The organism is Shouchella tritolerans (assembly GCF_025770735.1).
In the GTDB taxonomy this organism is placed as follows: Bacteria; Bacillota; Bacilli; order Bacillales; family Bacillaceae_D; genus Shouchella; species Shouchella tritolerans.
This window is the reverse complement of the sequence record NZ_JAODPB010000001.1, coordinates 841,809-862,820: the sequence shown is the minus strand read 5'-3', so window position 1 is coordinate 862,820 and position 21,012 is coordinate 841,809. Positions and strand designations below refer to the sequence as shown.

General features: G+C 46.2%; 21 protein-coding genes and 1 riboswitch. Of the genes, 5 read left to right on the top strand and 16 right to left on the bottom strand.

The genetic code is table 11. From position 1 onward, the window contains the following. Positions 1-6: 6 nt before the first annotated feature. From N6H06_RS04025 to N6H06_RS04015, 3 genes are read right to left on the bottom strand one after another with little or no spacing between them, the layout of a single operon-like run. Positions 7-855: a carbohydrate ABC transporter permease gene (locus N6H06_RS04025; protein WP_263705680.1), complete on the bottom strand. Its 849-nt coding sequence runs from the start codon at positions 853-855 to the stop codon at positions 7-9. Beyond that, complete coding sequence (locus tag N6H06_RS04020) at positions 834-1,775, bottom strand: carbohydrate ABC transporter permease (RefSeq protein WP_062745810.1); 942 nt, start codon at positions 1,773-1,775, stop codon at positions 834-836. Before N6H06_RS04020 ends, N6H06_RS04025 begins: the two co-directional genes overlap by 22 nt. Positions 1,776-1,791: 16 nt before the next feature. Further along, on the bottom strand, positions 1,792-3,060 hold the full coding sequence (locus N6H06_RS04015) for an ABC transporter substrate-binding protein (RefSeq protein ID WP_212954318.1): 1,269 nt from the start codon (positions 3,058-3,060) through the stop codon (positions 1,792-1,794). Between the two features lie 569 nt (positions 3,061-3,629). Here N6H06_RS04015 and N6H06_RS04010 point away from each other — a divergent pair. Beyond that, on the top strand, positions 3,630-4,352 hold the full coding sequence (locus N6H06_RS04010; protein WP_263705678.1) for an MIP/aquaporin family protein: 723 nt from the start codon (positions 3,630-3,632) through the stop codon (positions 4,350-4,352). Positions 4,353-4,370: 18 nt separating this feature from the next. Next, positions 4,371-5,867: a glycerol kinase GlpK gene (glpK, locus tag N6H06_RS04005; RefSeq protein ID WP_062745805.1), complete on the top strand. Its 1,497-nt coding sequence runs from the start codon at positions 4,371-4,373 to the stop codon at positions 5,865-5,867. A gap of 197 nt (positions 5,868-6,064) precedes the next feature. Here glpK and N6H06_RS04000 read toward each other — a convergent pair whose 3' ends face one another. Continuing rightward, the gene (locus N6H06_RS04000) at positions 6,065-6,976 is read right to left on the bottom strand and encodes an SDR family oxidoreductase (protein WP_062745803.1); all 912 of its coding nucleotides are present in this window, start codon (positions 6,974-6,976) and stop codon (positions 6,065-6,067) included. Between the two features lie 94 nt (positions 6,977-7,070). Here N6H06_RS04000 and N6H06_RS03995 point away from each other — a divergent pair, with 94 nt between their 5' ends. Further along, a complete protein-coding gene (locus N6H06_RS03995; RefSeq protein ID WP_212954319.1) occupies positions 7,071-8,036 on the top strand; it encodes a helix-turn-helix transcriptional regulator in 966 nt (321 codons plus the stop codon). A gap of 87 nt (positions 8,037-8,123) precedes the next feature. Then, entirely contained in the window at positions 8,124-8,744 is a 621-nt protein-coding gene (locus N6H06_RS03990) for a superoxide dismutase family protein (RefSeq protein WP_062745800.1), read from the top strand. Positions 8,745-8,926: 182 nt separating this feature from the next. Here the strand turns inward: N6H06_RS03990 and folD are convergent, their stop codons facing one another. The 4 genes from folD to N6H06_RS03970 form a co-directional block, all read right to left on the bottom strand. Next, a complete protein-coding gene (gene folD, locus N6H06_RS03985; RefSeq protein WP_062745798.1) occupies positions 8,927-9,766 on the bottom strand; it encodes a bifunctional methylenetetrahydrofolate dehydrogenase/methenyltetrahydrofolate cyclohydrolase FolD in 840 nt (279 codons plus the stop codon). 49 nt (positions 9,767-9,815) lie between these two features. Beyond that, positions 9,816-9,893: riboswitch (ZMP/ZTP riboswitch) on the bottom strand. Between the two features lie 109 nt (positions 9,894-10,002). Further along, on the bottom strand, positions 10,003-10,926 hold the full coding sequence (locus tag N6H06_RS03980; RefSeq protein WP_062745797.1) for a cation diffusion facilitator family transporter: 924 nt from the start codon (positions 10,924-10,926) through the stop codon (positions 10,003-10,005). Positions 10,927-10,937: 11 nt separating this feature from the next. After that, positions 10,938-11,243, bottom strand: coding sequence for an ArsR/SmtB family transcription factor (locus N6H06_RS03975; RefSeq protein ID WP_062745795.1), 306 nt, complete (start codon positions 11,241-11,243; stop codon positions 10,938-10,940). Between the two features lie 152 nt (positions 11,244-11,395). Further along, positions 11,396-12,301, bottom strand: coding sequence for a LysR family transcriptional regulator (locus N6H06_RS03970; protein ID WP_062745793.1), 906 nt, complete (start codon positions 12,299-12,301; stop codon positions 11,396-11,398). Between the two features lie 198 nt (positions 12,302-12,499). On the opposite strand from N6H06_RS03970, the gene gdhA reads away from it, so the two are divergent. Further along, positions 12,500-13,882 (top strand): NADP-specific glutamate dehydrogenase, encoded by a 1,383-nt coding sequence (gene gdhA, locus N6H06_RS03965; protein ID WP_094425557.1) that lies wholly within the window; start codon positions 12,500-12,502, stop codon positions 13,880-13,882. 121 nt (positions 13,883-14,003) lie between these two features. Here gdhA and N6H06_RS03960 read toward each other — a convergent pair whose 3' ends face one another. The 8 genes from N6H06_RS03960 to N6H06_RS03925 form a co-directional block, all read right to left on the bottom strand. Continuing rightward, a complete protein-coding gene (locus tag N6H06_RS03960; protein ID WP_263705677.1) occupies positions 14,004-14,774 on the bottom strand; it encodes an ABC transporter permease subunit in 771 nt (256 codons plus the stop codon). Then, positions 14,771-15,733: an aliphatic sulfonate ABC transporter substrate-binding protein gene (locus tag N6H06_RS03955; protein ID WP_249413862.1), complete on the bottom strand. Its 963-nt coding sequence runs from the start codon at positions 15,731-15,733 to the stop codon at positions 14,771-14,773. Before N6H06_RS03955 ends, N6H06_RS03960 begins: the two co-directional genes overlap by 4 nt. Positions 15,734-15,744: 11 nt before the next feature. After that, the gene (locus N6H06_RS03950; protein WP_082808207.1) at positions 15,745-16,851 is read right to left on the bottom strand and encodes an LLM class flavin-dependent oxidoreductase; all 1,107 of its coding nucleotides are present in this window, start codon (positions 16,849-16,851) and stop codon (positions 15,745-15,747) included. Between the two features lie 14 nt (positions 16,852-16,865). Beyond that, positions 16,866-17,636 carry an ABC transporter ATP-binding protein gene (locus N6H06_RS03945; RefSeq protein ID WP_263705676.1) on the bottom strand — a complete coding sequence of 257 codons (771 nt, stop codon included), beginning with the start codon at positions 17,634-17,636 and terminating at the stop codon, positions 16,866-16,868. A 25-nt stretch (positions 17,637-17,661) separates the two neighbouring features. Further along, on the bottom strand, positions 17,662-18,012 hold the full coding sequence (locus N6H06_RS03940; RefSeq protein WP_094425551.1) for a hypothetical protein: 351 nt from the start codon (positions 18,010-18,012) through the stop codon (positions 17,662-17,664). Between the two features lie 14 nt (positions 18,013-18,026). Further along, the gene (locus N6H06_RS03935; RefSeq protein WP_062745784.1) at positions 18,027-19,334 is read right to left on the bottom strand and encodes an LLM class flavin-dependent oxidoreductase; all 1,308 of its coding nucleotides are present in this window, start codon (positions 19,332-19,334) and stop codon (positions 18,027-18,029) included. Between the two features lie 22 nt (positions 19,335-19,356). After that, positions 19,357-19,902 carry an NADPH-dependent FMN reductase gene (ssuE, locus tag N6H06_RS03930; RefSeq protein ID WP_062745782.1) on the bottom strand — a complete coding sequence of 182 codons (546 nt, stop codon included), beginning with the start codon at positions 19,900-19,902 and terminating at the stop codon, positions 19,357-19,359. 100 nt (positions 19,903-20,002) lie between these two features. Beyond that, positions 20,003-20,902, bottom strand: a complete 900-nt coding sequence (locus N6H06_RS03925) for a LysR family transcriptional regulator (protein ID WP_062745781.1) — start codon at positions 20,900-20,902, stop codon at positions 20,003-20,005. Between the last annotated feature and the right edge of the window lie 110 nt (positions 20,903-21,012).

Sequence of the window (21,012 nt, the reverse complement as noted above, 5' to 3'; positions counted from 1 at the left end):
ACGACTCTATCCTTTCACAGCGCCTTGTGTCAGGCTATTAATAAAGAAACGGTTGAATAGCAAAAAGATCGCAATGAGCGGAGCTGTTGCCCAAAGCGTGCCTGACATTATCATACCATAATCATTCACGTACGAATCATTAAGGGAACGCAAAGCAACCTGAAGGGTATGGCTTGCCGAATCTTGTAAGACTACGAGCGGCCATAGGAAATCATTCCATACATTCATGAAAACAATAATACCTAGTGTCGCAAAGGCTGGTGCGATCGCAGGCACAACGACATTCCAATACATCCTGAATGTAGAGCAGCCATCGATCTTCCCTGCCTCTATTAATGCATCAGGAATCGAATCCTTAATGTATTGCCTCATCCAAAAAATCCCGAACGCGTTTATAAGCCCAGGCACGATAACTGCTCGCAAATCGCTTAGCCAGCCTAGCTCTGTAATAATAAAATACTGGGGAATTAACCCAAGTTGCGGTGGAACCATCATCGTCACGAGGATCGCGGCAAACCAAAACGTTTTCCATGGAAAATCGAGCTTAGCAAATGCAAACCCAGCGAGAGAGCATAGGAAAAGCGTTCCAATCGTAACGGAAATCGAGACAATAAACGAATTTTTAAATGCGCCAAAAAAATCAACGTTGGCCATGACATTTTGAAAATTACGGACTAGCTCCGTTCCTGGAATGACTACTGGCGGTGTTTGGTTAATTAAATGGCTTGGATTAGTCGCCATGACAAACATCCAATAGAACGGAAAAACTGCCAGCAGCGAAGCGATGATTAACGTGACATACAACATGATCTTTCCAAATGATTGCGTTTTCTTCACTTTGGTCCTCCCTTCCATGTGCTTCTTCCGATTTGGTTGGTGAGGAGCAAATTCACACATGTAATGATCATTATTAGAATAAAGAGCATCACTGCTGTAGCGGAAGCGGTTCCAAAGAAATTATTCATAAATGCATCCCGGTACAAATAAGCGACGATCGTAATTCCTTCCTCACGCAAGCTCCTTCCAAGGAACACAAGCGGTTCGGTAAACACTTGCAAGGCGCCAATCGTTGCCGTAAACACTGTAAAAATAATAAAAGGCTTAAGCATAGGAATGACGACATAACGCAATTCAGACCAAATTGAAGCGCCGTCCATTTTGGCGGCTTCGTATAATTCTTTTGGAATGCTTTGCATCCCAGCCAAATAAATCAATGTGTTATAGCCAATCCAGCGCCAAAAAATCATTAGTGAAATAGCGATTTTCGCGCCCCATTCGCTTGTCGTAAACGATACGGCATCATAGCCTAGCCCAATTAAAATCGAGTTCACAAGGCCATGCGTTTGGTTGCTGAACAAAACACCGAAAATAACGGCTACTGCCACAATCGATGTCACATATGGAATAAAAACCGCTACCCTAAACACGTTACGAAACCGTATTAGGGTGGAATTCAGCGCATACGCCAAAAAAATCCCAATAATCAGCTGTGGCAATGTTCCCATCACGCCAATGATAAATGTGTTTGATAACGACTTCCAAAACAACGCATCTTCTAAGACTAGGCGAAAGTTTTCGATTCCTGTAAACGTCATCGGCCCGAGCCCATTCCAGCTAAAAAAAGCTAGATAAAAACTAAATAGCATGGGGATCAAGCCAAAAACAGCAAACAACAGAAAAAAGGGCGAGATAAATAAAAGGCCAGGCCATTTATCTTTATATATTCGCTTTGGTTTGCGCACGAAAGGATGAGGGCTTGATTTTGCTGTTTCCATCTATGTCTCTCCTTCTTTATCCGCGCTGCAAACGATCATTGATCCGCTTCATTGCCGCATCCCACTCTGCATCAGGATCAGCACCGTTGCTGTTCACATTATCGAGCGCTGTTAAAATCTCCTCTTGGACAAGCATGTAATTGCGGCCTTTATAGACGCTTTCCACTTGCTGCGCTGCCTTGCCAAATACAGCGGCCGTGTTTAAACCATTAAAGTACTCATCCGTATGGTTAATAAATGCTTCTTCTTCATACACAGCAGGCGCTGACGGGAATAAACCGGCATCGACAAACGACTGTAATTGATTCTCAGGCGACAATAGCCATTTTACAAAATCGTATGCTTCTTCCGGATGGTCCGTCTCTGCTGGAATCGTCACAAATGAACCGCCCCAGTTCCCTGCTCCTTCAGGCATATCAGCAATCGACCAGTTGCCTGCTGCATTTGGCGCGTTTCCTTGGATGACGGCAATCATCCAAGCCGGGCCAAGCAATGTTGCATAATCGCCAGTATCCATGGCACCGCCCCATTCAGGCGTCCAAAGCTCCAACGAACCAACGACGCCATTTTCGATCAATTCAACCGTGCGGTCATAAGCCTCGCGGATAGCCGCATTGTTTTCAACGATCAACTCTTCATTTTCATTAAAATAATGGTCCTTGGCTTGGTCCCGTAACGCATTGTAAACTAATTCAGGGCTGTCAGTGACAATGGTTCCTGTCTTTTCATAAATGGTGTTGGCCATTTCCGTATAGTCATCCCATGTTTGAATTGTGGCAGACACCTCTTCGGGATCGGTTGGCAAACCCGCTTCTTCAAAGACGTCCGTCCGATAAAACATCGCCGTTGGGCCAATATCTGTTGGCAGGCCGAATAAGAAATCACCGTCTCGGTTTTCAGCAGTCGCCCACACCCAATCTAAATAATGGTCTTTTAGTTCCTCAGCGCCGTAGTCGTATAAATTAATAAACCGGTCTTGAGCATCACGGTACCGTTCAATTTCATTAATTTCCACAAGCGCTAAATCCGGTGCCCCGCTTCCAGTAGACAAGGCCGTAAATAAATTATTGTGGTGATCGGTATTGTCTCCTTCTTGGATATGAATGGTGACACCTGGATTTTCCTCCATATACACTTCTGCTAGTTCTTCATATTTCGTTGTGCCAAACAACCAAAATGTTAATTCAACATGGTCGTCCCCCGACGCATCTTCAGTACTTCCGCCTCCACAAGCTGCTAACAGCAGCGTAGACGCAAGTGCCAGCCCAAATGCTTTCTTCGCCATTTCGTTTCCCCCTTGTATAGGATATACATTTTACGAAACCGGTTTCGGTAATAGTGTAAACGCTTCCGTTTCCATTTGTCAATGTAAAATTCCCATTCATTATCCGCCTAGCCGTTTTTTTAATGTGTTAGGCATTACACCTGACCATTAAGATTGGCGACGTTGTCAAAACATTACACAGGCTGACAGAAACCGCTTGTCCAATGGGACGTACAGACAAGGACATCTTCCTACCTTCTTATTCGCTCTTGCCGTACTTTCCCACACAACTTTCCCTCCTTCATTGCTCATACATAGGTTAATAAAAAGGCGCTCCGAAAGCGAAAAATGGTTCTACCCATTACAAGAGCGAATACGATTTTAAAGAGTCATTGTGTAGATTTTCCCAAATTTTGATGTATCCGTTTACAAATTTGTTAAAACAGGATATAATGCGGGGACAAGTTAAAGTGAGAGCTGATGAGCAAATGAGAGGCAGCCTTATAACAGCGTCCTGTGCGACCCTGTGATTAAGGCTGCTCTTTTTTATGCACTTTCCTTTCTTCCAATTAGGCTTTCGGCTTGACATCATGAAGGAGGTACGAAAAATGGCAGAAATCATGGCGGAGCTTATCGGCACTATGGTTCTTATCATTTTTGGCGCTGGCGTTGTCGCCGGTGTGACGCTAAAACAATCAAAAGGAGAAGGGGCAGGCTGGATTGCGATTTCGGTAGGCTGGGGCTTTGCAGTAGCGCTTGGCGTTTATGTGGCCGGCACTGTGAGTGACGCCCATTTGAACCCTGCTGTCACGCTTGGATTTGCTGCCGTCGGGCAGTTTCCTTGGGCGCAAGTTCCCGGCTATATAATCGGACAGTTGGCCGGAGCTTTTCTTGGTGCTGTCATTGTCTTTCTACATTATTATCCACACTGGAAGGCAACGGAAGATGCAGGAGTCAAACTAGGCGTATTTGCAACTGGCCCGGCGATCCGCCACCTTCCAGCCAATTTCTTAAGCGAATTAATTGGCACTGCTGTATTGGTATTCGGGTTATTGGCTATTGGCGCCAATACATTCAGTGAAGGATTGAATCCGATTGTCGTTGGCTTGCTTATCATTGCGATTGGCCTTTCCCTCGGAGGCACGACTGGCTATGCCATTAACCCAGCGCGTGACCTTGGCCCACGCCTTGCCCACGCTTTATTGCCAATTCACAAAAAAGGGCCCTCCGATTGGGCTTACGCATGGGTGCCCATTCTCGGGCCAATTGTTGGCGGTATTGTTGGCGCTGTTCTTTATACCCTTATTTTCTAAACAAAGGAGACGATATTGATGACAAACCCATACATTTTATCCATCGATCAAGGAACAACTAGTTCACGTGCGATTTTATTTGACAGCCAAGGAGAAATCAAAAAAACGGCGCAACGGGAATTCACGCAGTACTTCCCGAACCCAGGCTGGGTAGAGCATAATGCCAATGAAATTTGGACATCGGTTCTTGCCGTCATCGCCGAAGTCTTTTCCGAGTCGGATATTGAGCCAAAAGATGTGGCTGGGATCGGCATTACAAACCAACGGGAAACAACAGTCGTATGGGATAAACACACAGGAAAACCAATATACAACGCTTTGGTTTGGCAATCACGGCAAACAGAAAAGATTTGTGCTGATTTACGAGAAAAAGGCTTAAACGAGACATTCCGTAAAAAAACGGGCTTGCTGCTTGACCCTTATTTCTCTGGTACAAAAGTAAAATGGATTCTTGACCATGTAGAGGGGGCAAGAGAAAAAGCTGAAAAAGGCGACCTTTTGTTTGGCACCATTGATTCATGGCTCATTTGGAAACTAAGCGGCGGCAAAGCACATGTGACTGATTATACAAATGCGGCCCGGACGCTCATGTACAACATCCATGAGTTGAAATGGGACGACGAACTGCTCGAACTGCTCGATGTTCCAAAGCAAATGCTGCCTGAAGTCCGCTCCTCTTCGGAAGTATACGCCACAACCGTTGACTACCATTTCTTTGGGCAAAATGTGCCAATTGCCGGCGTCGCCGGTGACCAGCATGCAGCTTTGTTCGGGCAAGCGTGTTTTGAAAAAGGGATGGTAAAAAACACTTACGGCACTGGCTGTTTTATTTTGATGAATACAGGCGAACAAGCCGTTGAGTCGAAAAACGGGCTTTTGACAACGCTGGCATGGGGAATTGATGGAAAAGTTGAGTACGCCCTTGAAGGCAGTGTATTTGTTGCCGGTTCGGCGATCCAATGGTTACGGGATGGCCTTAAAATTATTGAAGACGCGCCGCAAAGTGAAACGTTAGCGACACGGGTAACATCCGCTGACGGTGTCTACTTAGTCCCTGCATTTGTTGGGCTCGGCACCCCGTATTGGGACAGCGAAGCAAGAGGCGCCATGTTCGGGTTAACACGTGGCACAGAGCGTTCTCATATTGTCCGTGCCACGCTAGAATCACTTGCTTATCAGACAAAAGACGTGATGGCAGCAATGGAACAAGACGCTGGTATGGAACCGAAAAAACTTCGTGCCGACGGAGGCGCTGTTGCTAATAACTTTTTAATGCAATTCCAAAGCGATCTCCTTGATGCGCCAGTTGAAATTCCTTCCGTTACAGAGACGACGGCGCTTGGCGCTGCCTATCTAGCTGGCCTCGCTGTTGGCGTCTGGAAAAGCAAAGAAGACATCGCCCGCAAATGGAATATGGACCGTTCATTTGAACCAAAAATGAACGCCGAGGAGCGAGATGCGTTGTACAAAGGCTGGAAACACGCCGTTAACGCAACGATGGCATTCAAGCCATGATTTGAAAAGAGACACCAGCACATGCAATCCGTGCATGTGCTGGTTTTTAGCTTCCAATAAATAATCCAATCGGGCGGCCTTCCACTTCTAACCGTTTCATCCCTTCCTTGCTCTCAAAATAAACATGTCGCAACACAATGCTTTTATGGAGCAAACCTTTGAACTTTTCTAATATCGTTTGTTCAGATGGCTTCTAGTTAACGATAACCGCTCACATCTGCTGGCTTTCCAGCTTCTTGGACTTCGAGCAAATAGCGAAAACAATCTGGCTGTGAGCCATCGACGTCGGTAAAGTGATAGACTTTTGCTAATTCCCCACTTGAAAGCGATTGGCCATTCCAACGGTGCCTGTCTCCATCAGCAGCGAGGGCCGTGATCGCCCTGCCGATAAAACGGGGTGTTTCTGAAATGGCGAAATGAGGATCTGTTTTCATGCCGTCGCGCCACGTTTCTTCCGTCACGCCAAACAGCTCAAGCATCATTTCTGAACGGAGCCATCCTGGAGTGAGCGATACAGCCGTACAATGGTGCGGAGCAAGCTCGTGTGCAAGACCCTCAGCTATGCGGATAATGGAACTTTTGGCCAAGTCATAAAACATCGAAAGGCGGTAATGAGTATCGTTGTAGGCTTTCGTTCCGTCTGTTACTTCGACCACAAGCCCGCCCTTTTGCTCAATTAACAACGGCAGCAAATAATGGTTTGTGATTAAATGAGTATCAATGGCCAGCCGCAACAGGCGAAAGCCTTTTTCAAGCGACAGCTCCCAAATGGGAACATGCCATTCCGTCAGTAACTCCCCACCCCAAATATCATTCACAAGAATATCTAATTTGCCGTGGTCTGACTTGATTTTGTTCGCTAACGCTTCCACTTGCTCTGGTACCAAGTGATCGGTTTGGACAGCAATCCCTATGCCACCAGCTTTTGTTACTAGTTCAGCTGTTTCTTCAATCGTCTCAGGCCGGTTGTATTCCGATGTTTCTGTTCGTGTTGTCCGGCCAGTCACGTAAACGATTGCACCGGCTGCGCCAAGCTCAACGGCAATCCCGCGTCCTGCTCCCCGCGTACCGCCAGCTACGAGTGCCACTTTGTTTGCTAAAGCATTCATTTGCATATTCCTCCTTCCTCACGTATGTTTACTATATCCCTTAAAGTTGACACCTAATGTCATATATAAAAAAATAGAAAAAGGCGTGGTTGAAATGAGAGCTGAAAGACTCTTGTCAATCGTATTGTTATTGCAAAACCGAAAAATCATGTCGACAAAGGCATTAGCTGAGGAACTTGGCGTTTCAGAGCGGACGATCCACCGCGATATGGATGCGTTAAGCAGTGCAGGCATTCCTGTATATGCCGAGCGTGGAAAAATGGGAGGCTGGAAGCTTCTAGATGGTTACAGAACACAGTTGACTGGCCTAACAAAAGAGGAAGTTAGAACGCTGTTTCTTTCCCCGCCAATCGACTTGCTTGGCGACTTAGGCTACACAAAAAACTGGCAGGAAGCGCGCGAAAAACTGCTGGCTTCTCTATCTTCTGCCGCCTCTGTTGACTTTGCCGACGCACAAAACCGCATTTACATTGACGCTAGTACTTGGCGTGGCAAAAAAGAAACCGTCGAGGCCTTCAGCTTGCTTAACCAAGGGCTGTGGGAACAGCGCGCCCTGTCCATCTCTTATGAAAAATACGGTTCTGCTGCGACAGAGCGTGAAGTAGAGCCTCTAGGGCTCGTCGCCAAAGGCAGTACTTGGTACTTAATTGCAGCCGAACAACAAGAACTGAAAACATTTAGGGCGTCGCGGATTCGTTCAGCGCAGCTTTTGCCAAAGCGATTTGAACGGCCAGAAAGCTTCAATTTGGCCCGTTACTGGCATGACTCCAAAAATGCGTTTATTCGCACACTGCCTTCCTATGAAGTGAACCTTCTCGTTGCCTATGAACAAAAAGATATGTTGCACAGCTCAGGCCGTTATGTGCGTGTGCTCGACTTCTATGAGTCAGGCGAAGACGGCTGGCTAACTGTTAGACTGTCTTTCGATACAAAAGAGGAGGCAGCTGCCTATATTGTTGGCTTCGGAAACAAGGTGAAAATTATCGCCCCGACCGATTTAAAAGAACACGTTTGGATGATTGCCAAACAAGCCTTAAAAGCCCATACCGCTAATGGCTAATTTCATTTTTGATTTCGACGTTTTAAAGAGAGGGATTGGTGATATAGTCCTGTAGCACATGAACATTCCAAGGAGGGGGACTAGAACATGCAGTTCCGCAAAGCAGTAGGGGTATGCGCAGCAGCAGGAATGCTGGTGGCATGCGGAAATGACCAGATTGACTTGCCGGAAGAAGGGGACAGTGGCATCGCTCCTGACAATGGCGAGCAAGAACAAGCCGATGCCTTTGCTGAATTAAACGACGAGCAAGGAAGCCGTGTTGGCGATGTTTCTTTTTTTGAACTAGGTGATAACAAAACTAGGGTCGATGTGACTGTCGATGGGCTTGCCCCAGGGTACCACGGCTTTCACGTCCATGAAGAAGCAGCCTGTGACGCGGATGACAACGAAGGGCCTTTTCAATCAGCAGGTGGGCATTACCATGACGAAGACGGGCAGCATAGCGATCATAGTGGCGACATGCCACCTCTCTATGTAAGCGAAGATGGCAGCGCCTATTTATCGTTTACGACCGACCGCTTTACTCCTGCTAATTTGGCAGATGAACGGGCTGTCATCGTCCATGCCGATCCTGACAACTTTGGCCACATTCCTGAACGCTATATAGCCGAAGGTGAAGAGGAAGGCGGCCCTGATGCAGATACGGAAGCCACCGGCGATGCCGGTGATCGGATTGCATGTGGCATCGTTGTCAGTGAGGCACCGTAGGAAAAGGCGATACGATTCGAACCGTTTCTTTGGAACAAGGTATGCCATCAAACATGATTTTGCGAGCATTTATCTATCGTCTGAACGCCAGTTGCGTTTCCCGCAACTGGCGTTCTTTTTGCGTAAATGACCGATAAATCAGCTGGCATACAAGTACTAGCCTGTTTGCCATTTATACTAAGTTAGACAGATCGCTCAGCTGCTTCAACCGTGTGTTTTAGCAACATAGAAATCGTTACAGGTCCTACGCCGCCAGGTACAGGCGTGATCGCTGAAGCCCGTTGGGCGCATCCGTCATAATCACAGTCACCAATATTGCCTTTATTGTAACCGGCATCGAGGACAACAGCCCCTGATTTTATCCACTCTCCTTGAATAAATTCTGGCTTGCCGACTGCTGCTACGACAATGTCAGCCTTTTTGACAAAGTCACTTACGTTTTCCGTGCGCGAATGGCAAATCGTCACCGTTGCATTGCGGTTCAATAACATTTGGGACACAGGTTTTCCAAGAATCGGGCTGCGGCCAACGACCACGGCATGTTTGCCTTCGATTGGCAACTGGTAGTGGTCAATAATAGCGAGAATCGCAGCCGGTGTGCAAGAGGGATAATGGGCAAAGCCAAACGCGTTTTGGGCAAAGCCTAGCGTTGTGACGCCGTCGACATCTTTTTCGATCGCAATCTCATCAAATGCAGCACGTTCATCAATTTGGCTTGGGACTGGATGTTGCAGCAAAATCCCATGGACACTGCTGTCATTGTTTAACTCGCGAATGACGGCGAGCAATTCCTTCGTCGTTGTCTCTTTAGGAAGCTCGATTTTTTTCGATTCAATTCCTAGGCGTTTGCAGGCATTGCCTTTCATCCGTACATACGTTGCAGAAGCGGGATCATCGCCAACAAGAATGGTCGCAAGGCATGGGCGTACCCCTTTTTGTTCTAAGGCTGCGACTTGTAACGCCAGTTTGTCTTTTATTCGTTTTGAAACTTCATTTCCATCCAAAATCATAGGCTCTGCCACCTAAAACCATCCTTTCTTTATTCGGAACATATAAGGAAGACTTCCTCTCTTCCTTTGCCCAGGCGCACGGCTTTGATCCGTATGCTCCCTTGTGGTTATCCACTTCGCGCCAGTCACATACAGATTCATCCTCTAATTCGTTCCTATTGTAACACAAATAGCGGGCGCTTAGATAAATATCCGAACAAATTTTACATTTTGGCAGATTTCGTACGTGAATTCTTCCCTTCCTCGTATTAATTACACGAGTGGTTGCATTGCTTTTCTTCGCCTTCCAGTTGAAGCGTTGTATGGTGGATCCCGAAACGATCATGGAGCAGGCGCTTGGCTGTTTTCAACAAGTCGTCGCGGTCAATACCATGCCCAACGACTACATGTGCCGTCAATGCTGGAAAATCAGACGTGATCGACCATGTATGCAAGTCGTGGATGCTTAAAACGCCAGGCAATGATTGCAATTCGTTTTTTACCTCGTCGACATCAACAGATGCCGGTTTGCCTTCCATGAGCACATGGACTGAATCCCTCGTCACTCTGAAGCCGCTAACTAAAATCAGCGCCGCCACTAGCAGGCTAGCAATTGGGTCCGCTATCGTCCAGCCAAAAAAAAGCATGAGGAGGCCGGCGGCAATTGCACCAACAGAACCGAGCAAATCACCAAGAACGTGGAGAAATGCGCCACGCATATTCAGGTTTCCTTTCACATCGGAACCACGCATAAGAATCCAAGCGACAATCATGTTGATAAGCAAACCGCAAACAGCGACAACAAGCATACCAACACTTGCCACTTCTGGTGGCTCGGCAAAGCGTGTTATTGCTTCATAGATGATATAGCCGGAAATGCCAATTAATGTTAGGCCGTTCATAAATGCTGCCAAGATTTCAAAGCGCTTGTAGCCGTATGTTTTCGAGTTACTCGCTGCCCGTTCGCCATATTTGAACGCTGCTAGTGCAAGCCCTAAGGCAACCGCATCGCTTAACATATGACCAGCATCAGCAAGAAGTGCCAAGCTATTCGTGAGGAAGCCGCCAATAACTTCAACAACCATAAACATGGTAATAAGCACAAAAGCAATCAATAGCACTTTTTTATTGTTCGTGTGAATGTGGCTATGGCCCACTCCATGAGAATGGCTGTGATCATGAGAATGTCCCATCCTAACCCCTCCTAATCATGTTTGGCATGTTGGATCGTCTTTTCTAGTATTTCCATTACATGCTCGTCTTCCGGCGAATAATACATGGCTGTGCCTACTCGCCGCGACTTTACCAACCGCAAGTTTTTAAGAAAACGAAGCTGATGGGACACATTTGATTGGCCGAGCGCCAACGCTTCTACAATTTCGCCAACAGCGCATTCTTTTTCAGCAAGCAAATGCAAGATTCGTATCCGTGTTGGGTCCCCAAGAGCTTTGAATGTTTGCGAGACAATAAACAACGTTTCTTCATCTAAATCAACATAGTTGTTTTCCATTCCCATACCCCCTATATATGATTATATGTTCATATTATGATTTTATTGTCTTTTTTTCAACCTTTTTTTATACCAAGCCATTTTTCAGCTGTGGACACCAATATTCCCATAAGCTTGGACGTCTGGAGAAAAAAACAAGCATCAACAACCGTTTAATCTTTAAAATGATTCAGCTTCGTAAAAAACTCCTGCAGAAATTCATAAAACAATTCTTCCGTTGGCAACAGTCCACGTTCTGTCGGTGTAATGACACCAACCGTTCGCGTGACATCCGGTTCACTTAATGGGATTTTTACAGTTGAGCGCGGCGTATTGTCAACGAGTGTGACTTCCGGCATTAATGTGACGCCAAGACCAGCCGCTACTAAGCCTTTTAAAGCATCAATGTCGTCTCCTTCGAAAGCAATTTGTGGGATAAAGCCTGTTTCGGAACAGGCTTCAATGACAAGATCCCGAAAAACAAACCCTTCTGGCAACAAAACAAACGGATCATTTTTTAAATCGAGCAAATTGATTTCGGTGCTTTTCGCTAATGGATGGTGTATCGGCAAAAGAGCGACAATTTTTTCTGCAAACAGAATTCGAGGGGTGATTTTCTTTTCTTCCATCGGCACTGGGCCAATCAGCGCCATATTGTAATCCCCTTTAATAACCCCGTCTATCAATTCACGATAAAGGCCCTGTTTTAGCTGGAATTTCGCTTCCGGGTAGCGCTTTCGAAACGCATAAATCGCTGTTGGCAACGTATAAGCAGCCAAACTGATAGGGAAAGCAACGCGAATCGTTCCCTTTTTCGGATCAAGATACTCCTGAACTTCCCGTTTAGCATCTTCAATCACATTCATAGCATGTTTGATTCGTTCTAAAAAAATTTTTCCGATTGGTGTCAATTTCACTCTCCGGCCTTCTCGAATAAACAAATCGACGCCTAATTCGCTTTCTAAATTAAAGATCTGTCTGCTGACGGCAGACTGTGCGACATGCAAGGCCGCTGCAGCTTCGGTAACATGCTCCCGTTTCGCTACTTCCATAAAATACAGCAACTGTCTGATTTCCATCGCAGCTCTCCCTTTCATTCATCTAAAAAAGGCATTAAATCCATCAGTTATTAATATTGATTAGATGATTCACTTAATTATAAAATACTTGATAGCAGATAGCGAATCCTGTTTCAAAGGGCAGTCTTATATGCCAGGACCTTGAAAACGATTTCATTTCCATAGATTGTATTCAGACTTAATGGGGAGGCCATACCAATGAACGTATTGGAGAAAGAGAAAGGAACGTATGCTAGTGACGTGCAAGAATATGTTCAACACGTCTACGAAACAGTAAAACAGCGGAACCCATATGAAAATGAGTTTCATCAAGCGGTCAAGGAAGTATTGGACTCGTTATTGCCTGTCCTTGCTAAGCGCCCACAGTATATTAGACAAGCTATTCTTGAGCGAATCGTGGAGCCAGAAAGAATGATCTCTTTTCGCGTTCCGTGGGTCGATGACCAAGGGAATGTCCAAGTAAATCGCGGTTTTCGGGTACAGTTCAACAGTGCTTTAGGGCCGTATAAAGGCGGGTTGCGGTTTCACCCTTCCGTCAATACAAGCATTATTAAATTCCTCGGGTTTGAACAAATCTTCAAAAATGCACTGACAGGCCAACCGATCGGTGGCGGAAAAGGCGGCTCAGATTTCGATCCAAAAGGAAAAAGCGATGGCGAAATTATGCGCTTTACGCAAAGCTTCATGTCTGAACTGAGCAAATACATTGGACCAGATACCGATGTTCCGGCAGGAGATATCGGGGTAGGTGCCAAGGAAATTGGTTATATGTTTGGTCAGTATAAAAAAATGCGCGGCCGTTTTGAAGCAGGCGTCCTGACGGGAAAAGACATCGCTTACGGCGGAAGTCTTGCCAGAAAAGAAGCGACAGGTTATGGAACGGTTTATTTCGTCGAGGAGATGCTCAAAGAAAAAGGCCATAGCTTCGAAGGGAATACCGTTGTCGTGTCTGGATCAGGGAATGTATCGATCTATGCGATGGAAAAAGCCATGCATCTTGGTGCGAAAGTGGTCGCCTGTAGCGACTCAGAAGGCTATATTTACGACAAAAGCGGCATTAACTTGGAAACGGTCAAACGTTTGAAGGAAAGCGAGAAAAAACGGATTAGCGAATATGTAAACGAACATCCACAAGCTCACTATTTCCAAGGTTGCTCAGACATTTGGTCTGTGCCTTGTGATATTGCTCTTCCTTGTGCCACGCAAAATGAAATCGACGAAGACGCGGCGAACGTTTTAGTCTCCAACGGCGTAAAAGCAATTGGCGAAGGAGCCAATATGCCCTCAACGCTAGAAGCGGTAAACGTGTTTCACGAACATGGTGTTCTGTTTGCTCCAGCAAAAGCGGCGAACGCAGGCGGCGTTTCTGTCTCTGCTTTAGAAATGGCGCAAAACAGCGCCCGGCTTTCTTGGACGTTCGAAGAAGTAGACGCCAAGCTCCAAGAAATTATGAAGACCATTTACAGAGATTGTATAGATGCGGCAAAAGAGAACGATGCTCCTGGCAATCTAGTAGTGGGCGCTAATATTGCTGGCTTCGTTAAAGTAGCCGATGCGATGATCGCACAGGGAGTAATATGACAAATAAGCAAACGCACATCGAAACAAGCAGCTCGTTTTTAATCCAAACGAGCTGCTTGTTGGTTTCAAACTTTGTACGTTTTTCTCTTTTTGTTATGGACAAATTTTTAATCAAAACAGGTCAACGGTAAGTTGGGTTCCAACGCAGCAGCCGCTTTTCGGCAAACGTTGCCAACGTATCTGCCAGCTTCCCTAAAAACGCATAAAGAAGAATGGCTAAAATGATGACATCAACTTGCATAAATTCCCTTGCGTTCATTGACATATAGCCGATTCCTGAAGTAGCGGCAATTGTTTCGGCAACAATAAGGGTTACCCACATCACTCCTAAAGCGTAACGGATGCCAACTAAAATGGATGGCATCGCACCAGGAAAAATCACTTTAGTGAATAACTTCCATTTTGATAACCCATACATTTTGCTCATTTCTAGCATATTTTGATCAATCGAGCGAATGCCATGGAACGTGTTAATGTATACAGGGAACAACACACCGACTGCCACAAGAAAAATTTTGGCACTTTCGCCTACCCCCATGTAAATGACGACAAGTGGAATTAGTGCAAGGTTTGGCACATTCCGCAACATTTGAATTGTACTATCTAAATACTTTCTTGAAAATGGGGATAAGCCATTGGCAATGCCTAGCAAAAGGCCAAGCCCGCCGCCTATGATAAAGCCTGCTAACGCTCGATAAAAACTGGTTGCCATGTGGCTAACCAGTTCCCCATTCGCAATCAGCCGCCACGCTGCTTGGACGACCTCCAATGGGCTTGCAAGTAAATTGGAGAACAAACCGTAAACGCTCATAAATTGCCAAGAAATGAGTAACAAGAGGGGCACGATCCATGGCGCTACTCCATCTTGGTACCGTTGTCTCCAACTGTTCATTCACTTTCCTCCTCTCGATTCCAGACATAATCAACAATTGACACTTCGCCTTCTAGCAAACCGATGGCCATTAAATCATCTGCCTGTTCTTGGAGGTCAGATACTGCCTCTTCATCAATAAAATCCGGAACATGATCAAGACGGTTTAAAATGCCAACCCACGTATTTTGCGGCAATCCTGTCGCTTTTTCCATAATCGCTGCAGCCTCGCTTGCATCGCTTTCAATTGTAGTGCCTACCCGTTGCAAAGCTTCGACATACGCCTGTACCGCTTCTGGATGTTGATCGGCAAAATCACTGTTGGCAAAGTAAAATGATCGATAGGAAGCAAGGCCGTCCGCCGTCGCAATGACATGATTGCCTTTTTCTTCAGATACGGCTAAATACGGATCCCACGTGACCCATGCATCGACATTCCCTTGTTCAAAGGCCAAATGTGCATCTGCTGGCCCTAGATACACAGGCTCTATATCTGCAAAAGTTAGCCCAACCGAGTCTAATGCTTTATACAACAAATATTGGGCGATTGATGCTCGGTTAAAGGCGATCCGCTTCCCTTCCAAATCTTCCACGCGATCGATGCCTGAATTGGGGTGGACTAAAATGCCTTCACTGTAAGGGGCATTATCTGTAGCGGCGATGTAATGGATCGGCTGCCTGTTGGCAATGGCATAAATCGAAGGCGTATCCCCGGCATTGGCAAGGTCTGTACTCCCGCTCCCTAATGCTTCAAGCGTGGAGCTGCCTGTATTAAATTCTGCCCATTCAAGGGAGTAACCCAAGTCAGCCATTGTCCTCGCGAACGCCTCATCTTCTTTAAGAGACAGCGTTAACGCTCCTTTCTGGTAGCCAATTGTCACCGTTTCGCCTTTCTCTGCTGCCGCGCCAGGGTCATTGCAACCCGCCAACACTACCGCAATCCCAAACGAAAGGCCAAAGATTGCCATCTTTCTCAACATCGTCACTCCCTTTAATGTGTTACGGCGTGGGATAAGCGCTCATTTACACGCGGGATCACTTCTGCACCAATTTCCGTAATCACTTCCAAATGGGGAAAACCGCGCAAAAGGACTTTATCGAAGCCGAGACTGACAAATTCAACAACACGGTCAGCAATTTGGTCTGCCGTACCGACAAGGGCAATGGAATTGCCGGACAGTACTTGTGTCAATCCTGCCCACAAATTAGGGCCAATGACAAAATTGTCTTTACGGCTCGCTTCCATCAAATCATGAAGGCGATTAACGCCGACAGAATCGCCTTTTGCCCTGTCCTGCTGTTTTTGTTCAAGGGCTTCTGGCGCTAAATGTTGAACGAGCGCATTCGCGTTTGTCCATGCTTCTGCTTCCGTTTTTCCGAGCACAACTTGAAAAGAAATGCTGTAGCTTGCTTGTCTGCCCGCTCTTGCGTAGCGCGCTTTCATGTCGTTAATCCGCTCTCGTGCTATTTCAAGCGGCTCGCCCCACATCATGTATACATCGGCGACATTTGCCGCTACCTGTTTTCCCGTTTCCGAGGCCCCACCAAAGAAAATTTTGGGACTGCTTGTTTGCTTTAATGTTGGAAACAGCGTTGCCTTTTTTAGCTCATAAAATTCTCCTGTGTGACTAACTTCCTTTTCTGAAAATAGACGCTTCAAAACATGGATATATTCTTCTGTACGACGATAACGGTCATCATGAGGCAAAAAATCGCCATAGCCAGCCAGTTCTTTCGGCGAACCGCCTGTGACAATATTCACTTGCGCCCTTCCTTCCGACCAATTGTCGATCGTGGCAAATTGCTTAGCAAACGTCGTTGGCGACATGACGCCAGGGCGAACGGCAAATAAAAATTTCAATGATTTGGTGCAGTTAATCAAATTGGCAGCTACCGCTACTGAATCTAAGCAGCCAGCGCCTGTTGGAAGCAATAGCGACGTAAAGCCGCCGGCTTCAGCCGCTTCGGCAATTGCCTTTATATAGGAAAAAGAAGGCTCACGCTGCGTTGTTCCTTTTGCCGTTGTCCAGCCAGCGTTTCCGGTGGAAATGCTCGTGCCATCTCCTGAAGTAGGTGCCATTGTAATAAACTCAACCAATTTCCTCATCCCCTTTAATTCGTTTGCTGCAGGAGTGGTTTCTCCGCCTGAATGCCTAATAATTCATTTAAAATCGTTTCTTGAATGTCAGCAAAATCTGGCGCCGTTGGTACACGGGGACGGGGCAATGGAACGTCTTTCGTCATCACAATTCTCCCTTCCTCAATCACGATAATCCGATCAGCAAGCATGACTGCTTCGCTGACATCGTGGGTGACGAGCAACGCTGTAAATCGGTGTATGAGCCACAGCCTTTCAACCAACTGCTGCATCTCCATTCGGGTAAGTGCGTCTAAGGCTCCAAGAGGTTCGTCGAGTAACAGCAGTTTCGGTCCGCCTGCAAGGGCACGGGCTAAGGCAACGCGTTGTTTTTGCCCACCAGATAGTACAACCGGCCACTCATTGCCGCGACCATCCAAGCCGACATCTTTAAGAAGCGCCGCTGCTTGCTGTTGCCACTCTCCTTCGAGACGAAGCCCAACGCCAACATTGGTTAGCACATTTTGCCACGGCAAAAGGCGCGACTCTTGGAACATGAGGCGTGCTTGCTGATTGATGCCGTCGATCCGTTCTCCATTCTGCCTCACTTCTCCTGAAGTCGCCGTCTCAAGCCCTGCCACGTGCCGCAACAATGTGCTCTTGCCGCAGCCGCTTTTCCCTACTACAGCAACAAATTCGCCTCCATGTATGGTTGCATCTATGCCTTGAAGAACGTTTTTATTGCCAAATTGCTTGTAGAGCTGATCGATCTCAATTGCTGCACCGTGTTGCAATTCGGTTGCCATATCCGTTATAAGCCTCCTTCCTCCGTTAAACACTTGGGCTAATTTCTTTTTTTGGCAGCTGGTCCGTCAAGGCAAGTGGTTGGCTAATGATTTGGTTGAAAGGGACGGGGCCAGGCAAAGAAATAAACGATAGCTGCTCTTTGCGCGCAAACTTGTATGACTGTTCGCATAATGTTTCTGGTGGAGCTGCCAGCGCATGGACGCCCTGTTTAATGGCAAATTGGAGTGCAGCGGACCGTCTCCCCTCTTTTTGTTCTAAAGCTGGATTCGGATAATCGTTGTAGCTCTTCGACGAGCTATCATAAACACGCAGAACGATCCCTTCTGTAATCGGGACAATGTCTTCTGATTCATTTAAAACAAAGGCGATTTTCATAGCTACTCCTCCTTTTAAACTTGATGTTCATGTAAACCAAGATGAGAACGTAATGTTTCCCCTTCATAATCAAGGCGGAACAGCCCTCGTTGTTGCAAAATGGGAATGACCTGTTCGATAAATGTTTCCATTAAGCCTGGGTAATAAGGAAACATTAAATTAAAGCCGTCTGCTCCTTTTTCCCGAAACCATGTCTCCATGACATCTGCAATTTGTGTAGGGGAACCGCAAACAATATGGTGCCCTCTCGCCCCGGCAACACGCCGTGCCAATTGCAAAACGGTCAATTGCTCGCGGCTAGCAAGCTCGACGATTAGGTCGCGCCTGCTTTGGTTGCCATTTGTAGGCGGCAAGTCAGCAATAGATAACGGTTGGTGAAGCTGTTTTCTCGAAAAAGATACTTTCCCTAAATAGTCTGATAAAAAAGCCAAACTCGTTTCCTCATCTAACAGCGACTGCAACTCTTCGTAAATCGCCTCTGCTTCTTCTTTTGAGTTGGCTGTTATCGGCGAAATGCCTGGCATCACGAGAACCTCTTCCGGCAGCCGCCCGGCGGCGGCGACTTGCTCTTTTAAGTTACGGTAAAATCGCTTTGCCCCTCTTAAATGCTGTTGTGCTGTAAAGACAACATCTGCGTATCGAGCTGCAAACTTAGTGCCATAAGTGGAGGAACCGGCTTGAATCAGGACAGGCTCCCCTTGCGGCAGCGCCGATGCATTTAATGGGCCTTTGACCGAAAAATATTTGCCTTTATGGTTGACGGCATGGACTTTGTTTGCGTCAAAGTAAATCCCTGTTTGTTGATTTCGGATGACTGCCCCTCTTTCCCAGCTACGCCACAGTTTTTTGGCGACCTCGACGAATTCTGCTGCTCGTTCGTAACGCTTTGCATGTGGCGGGTGAGGCAAATCGCCGAAGTTGTACGCTTCCTCTTCGTAATAAGAGGTAACAATGTTCCAAGCAGAGCGGCCATTACTTAAATGGTCGATTGATGCAAACTTGCGGGCGATATGAAACGGTTCATTATAAGTCGTGCTTGCGGTAGCCGCCAATCCAATTTTAGCTGTCGTCATTGCTAGAGCAGACACGAGCGTAAGCGGTTCGAATCGGACCAACTCAGACGGATGGCTTTTTTCTGTCAATGACAGGGCATCACTAATAAACAACATATCAAGCTTCCCTTTTTCAGCTAACAGAGCCACTTGTCTATAAAAGTCGATGCTTTCGTAGGCATCAGCTGCTGCTTTGGGGTGGCGCCAAGCACCAATATGGTGGCCAGCACCCATTAAAAACACTCCAAGCCTCATCTTTTTGCTCATCATGTTTCCTTCTTTTCTCATAAATTTAGTTGGTTATAAAGGACAACTGCGCCGTTCTTTGAGCGAGGCGCACTTGTTGTTCGAGACGTTCATCCGCTGGTCCCGTTAACACATATGTGCCTGAATCTCCTTGTTTTACGTCTTGATCGAGCACAAAAACACCGCTAAGAATGGTGGTCGCCCCTAAGGCCGCTAAAACAGGCTTAAGTGCGTAGTCAATTGCAAGAAGATGGCCAAAAGTACCGCCAATTGCTATCGGCAAAACGATTTTTTCGGAAAATACTTTTTGAGGCAACAAATCAAGGAACGTTTTTAAAATCCCACTAAATGACGCTTTATAAATCGGAGTAAACACAACAATGGTGCTCGCTTGTTCCACCTTCTGCTTCGCCTGTTGTACCGCTTCGCTTTTAGAGTTGGCGGCCAATAAGTCATTTCCAGGCAACTCATGAACAAAGATCGTTTCTACTTTTTCGCTGTACTCAGCAAAAACAGAAGACGCCTTTTGCCATAAACCGATCAACCTGGACTGCTTGCTAATTCCTCCATATATTAATACAGTCTTGCTCACACAATCACCCCTCTTAAATTAAAGTTAACCCATCGGATTAATACTACTATAACGAAACATAACGCTTTTGTATAATTGAAAAAAATGAAGTTTCTATTCATTATTTTTGAATTGGTTCCTTTTCATATCGGAGGTTTTTTTGAAGAATGTCTTTAAGCGATGTCGCTACTCTGCCAAACGGTTTTGTTTTATTTTCCGCAAGACCGACTAGCAAATCTTCTTCAAACAGGCGGATCGCCTTCAGGACTGTTCCTTTAGGAGGAGGCATCACACAACGGATGGGAACCGCTGCTATCCCATACCCTGCTTGAACATAATGCTTTAGCGCCAACATATTGCTTATCTCCATTCGATAAGTTGGCCGCAGTCCACGATCCTGCATTTGCTTTTCAATGTTTCTCCTGAATGGACACGCAGCAGTTGTAATTAACATGGGCTCGTTTTCCAACTGGGGCAATGAAATGTCCTTCTCATTAGCAAGGGGATGGCCATCTGGCATTAATATGGCGACCTCTTCAAGAAACAGCGGCAAAAAGCGAACTGTCGTCGGCACATTTGCAGCTGTACAAATAGCCAAGTCAAGCTCATCGGCCTCAACCATCTCGATTAGCTTTCTGCTGCTTTCTATTTGGACGCTGACATTTACCCTCGGAAACTTTTCGTAAAACGGTGCGAGTGCGTAAGGCAAGCGATAGCTAGCTGCTGGTTCCATTGCACCAACCCGGATATGCCCAGTTTCTCCTTTTACTAATGCATTCATCCGTTCTTGTAATCGTTCAAATTCTTGAAGGAGCAAATCACCTTGTAATGCGAGGAGACGTCCAGCCTCTGTTAATTGAAATGGCTTCCCACGTTCAATAAGAACCACTCCTAGCTCACTTTCCAGTTTTTTCATTTGCATCGTAATCGTCGATTGTGCGTAGGACAGCTCTTCTGCAGCTTTTTGAAAGCTGCCATGCTTGATAATCGTTTGAAAGGTCTTAATGCTTCTTAAATCCATAACCACCCTCCTTACGTCATATAGTAGCTTTCCAAAACACACTATTCAAGTATTTCTTATCAATTTACTAAACTATAAATATACATAAGCGCCGCGGTTGTAAAACGACC

Excerpts from the sequence above, each read along its gene's own strand:
- N6H06_RS03945 (WP_263705676.1), bottom strand. The coding sequence starts at position 17,636 with ATGGCAACCGAATTGCAACACGGTGCAGCAATTGAGATCGATCAGCTC.
- N6H06_RS04000 (WP_062745803.1), bottom strand. The coding sequence starts at position 6,976 with ATGAATGCTTTAGCAAACAAAGTGGCACTCGTAGCTGGCGGTACGCGG.
- N6H06_RS03990 (WP_062745800.1), top strand. The coding sequence starts at position 8,124 with ATGCAGTTCCGCAAAGCAGTAGGGGTATGCGCAGCAGCAGGAATGCTG.
- N6H06_RS04020 (WP_062745810.1), bottom strand. The coding sequence starts at position 1,775 with ATGGAAACAGCAAAATCAAGCCCTCATCCTTTCGTGCGCAAACCAAAG.
- N6H06_RS03935 (WP_062745784.1), bottom strand. The coding sequence starts at position 19,334 with ATGATGAGCAAAAAGATGAGGCTTGGAGTGTTTTTAATGGGTGCTGGC.
- glpK (WP_062745805.1), top strand. The coding sequence starts at position 4,371 with ATGACAAACCCATACATTTTATCCATCGATCAAGGAACAACTAGTTCA.
- N6H06_RS04015 (WP_212954318.1), bottom strand. The coding sequence starts at position 3,060 with ATGGCGAAGAAAGCATTTGGGCTGGCACTTGCGTCTACGCTGCTGTTA.
- N6H06_RS03980 (WP_062745797.1), bottom strand. The coding sequence starts at position 10,926 with ATGGGACATTCTCATGATCACAGCCATTCTCATGGAGTGGGCCATAGC.
- N6H06_RS03955 (WP_249413862.1), bottom strand. The coding sequence starts at position 15,733 with ATGTTGAGAAAGATGGCAATCTTTGGCCTTTCGTTTGGGATTGCGGTA.
- N6H06_RS04010 (WP_263705678.1), top strand. The coding sequence starts at position 3,630 with ATGAAGGAGGTACGAAAAATGGCAGAAATCATGGCGGAGCTTATCGGC.
- N6H06_RS03925 (WP_062745781.1), bottom strand. The coding sequence starts at position 20,902 with ATGGATTTAAGAAGCATTAAGACCTTTCAAACGATTATCAAGCATGGC.
- N6H06_RS03975 (WP_062745795.1), bottom strand. The coding sequence starts at position 11,243 with ATGGAAAACAACTATGTTGATTTAGATGAAGAAACGTTGTTTATTGTC.
- N6H06_RS03995 (WP_212954319.1), top strand. The coding sequence starts at position 7,071 with ATGAGAGCTGAAAGACTCTTGTCAATCGTATTGTTATTGCAAAACCGA.
- gdhA (WP_094425557.1), top strand. The coding sequence starts at position 12,500 with ATGAACGTATTGGAGAAAGAGAAAGGAACGTATGCTAGTGACGTGCAA.
- N6H06_RS03970 (WP_062745793.1), bottom strand. The coding sequence starts at position 12,301 with ATGGAAATCAGACAGTTGCTGTATTTTATGGAAGTAGCGAAACGGGAG.
- N6H06_RS03940 (WP_094425551.1), bottom strand. The coding sequence starts at position 18,012 with ATGAAAATCGCCTTTGTTTTAAATGAATCAGAAGACATTGTCCCGATT.
- N6H06_RS03960 (WP_263705677.1), bottom strand. The coding sequence starts at position 14,774 with ATGAACAGTTGGAGACAACGGTACCAAGATGGAGTAGCGCCATGGATC.
- N6H06_RS04025 (WP_263705680.1), bottom strand. The coding sequence starts at position 855 with ATGGAAGGGAGGACCAAAGTGAAGAAAACGCAATCATTTGGAAAGATC.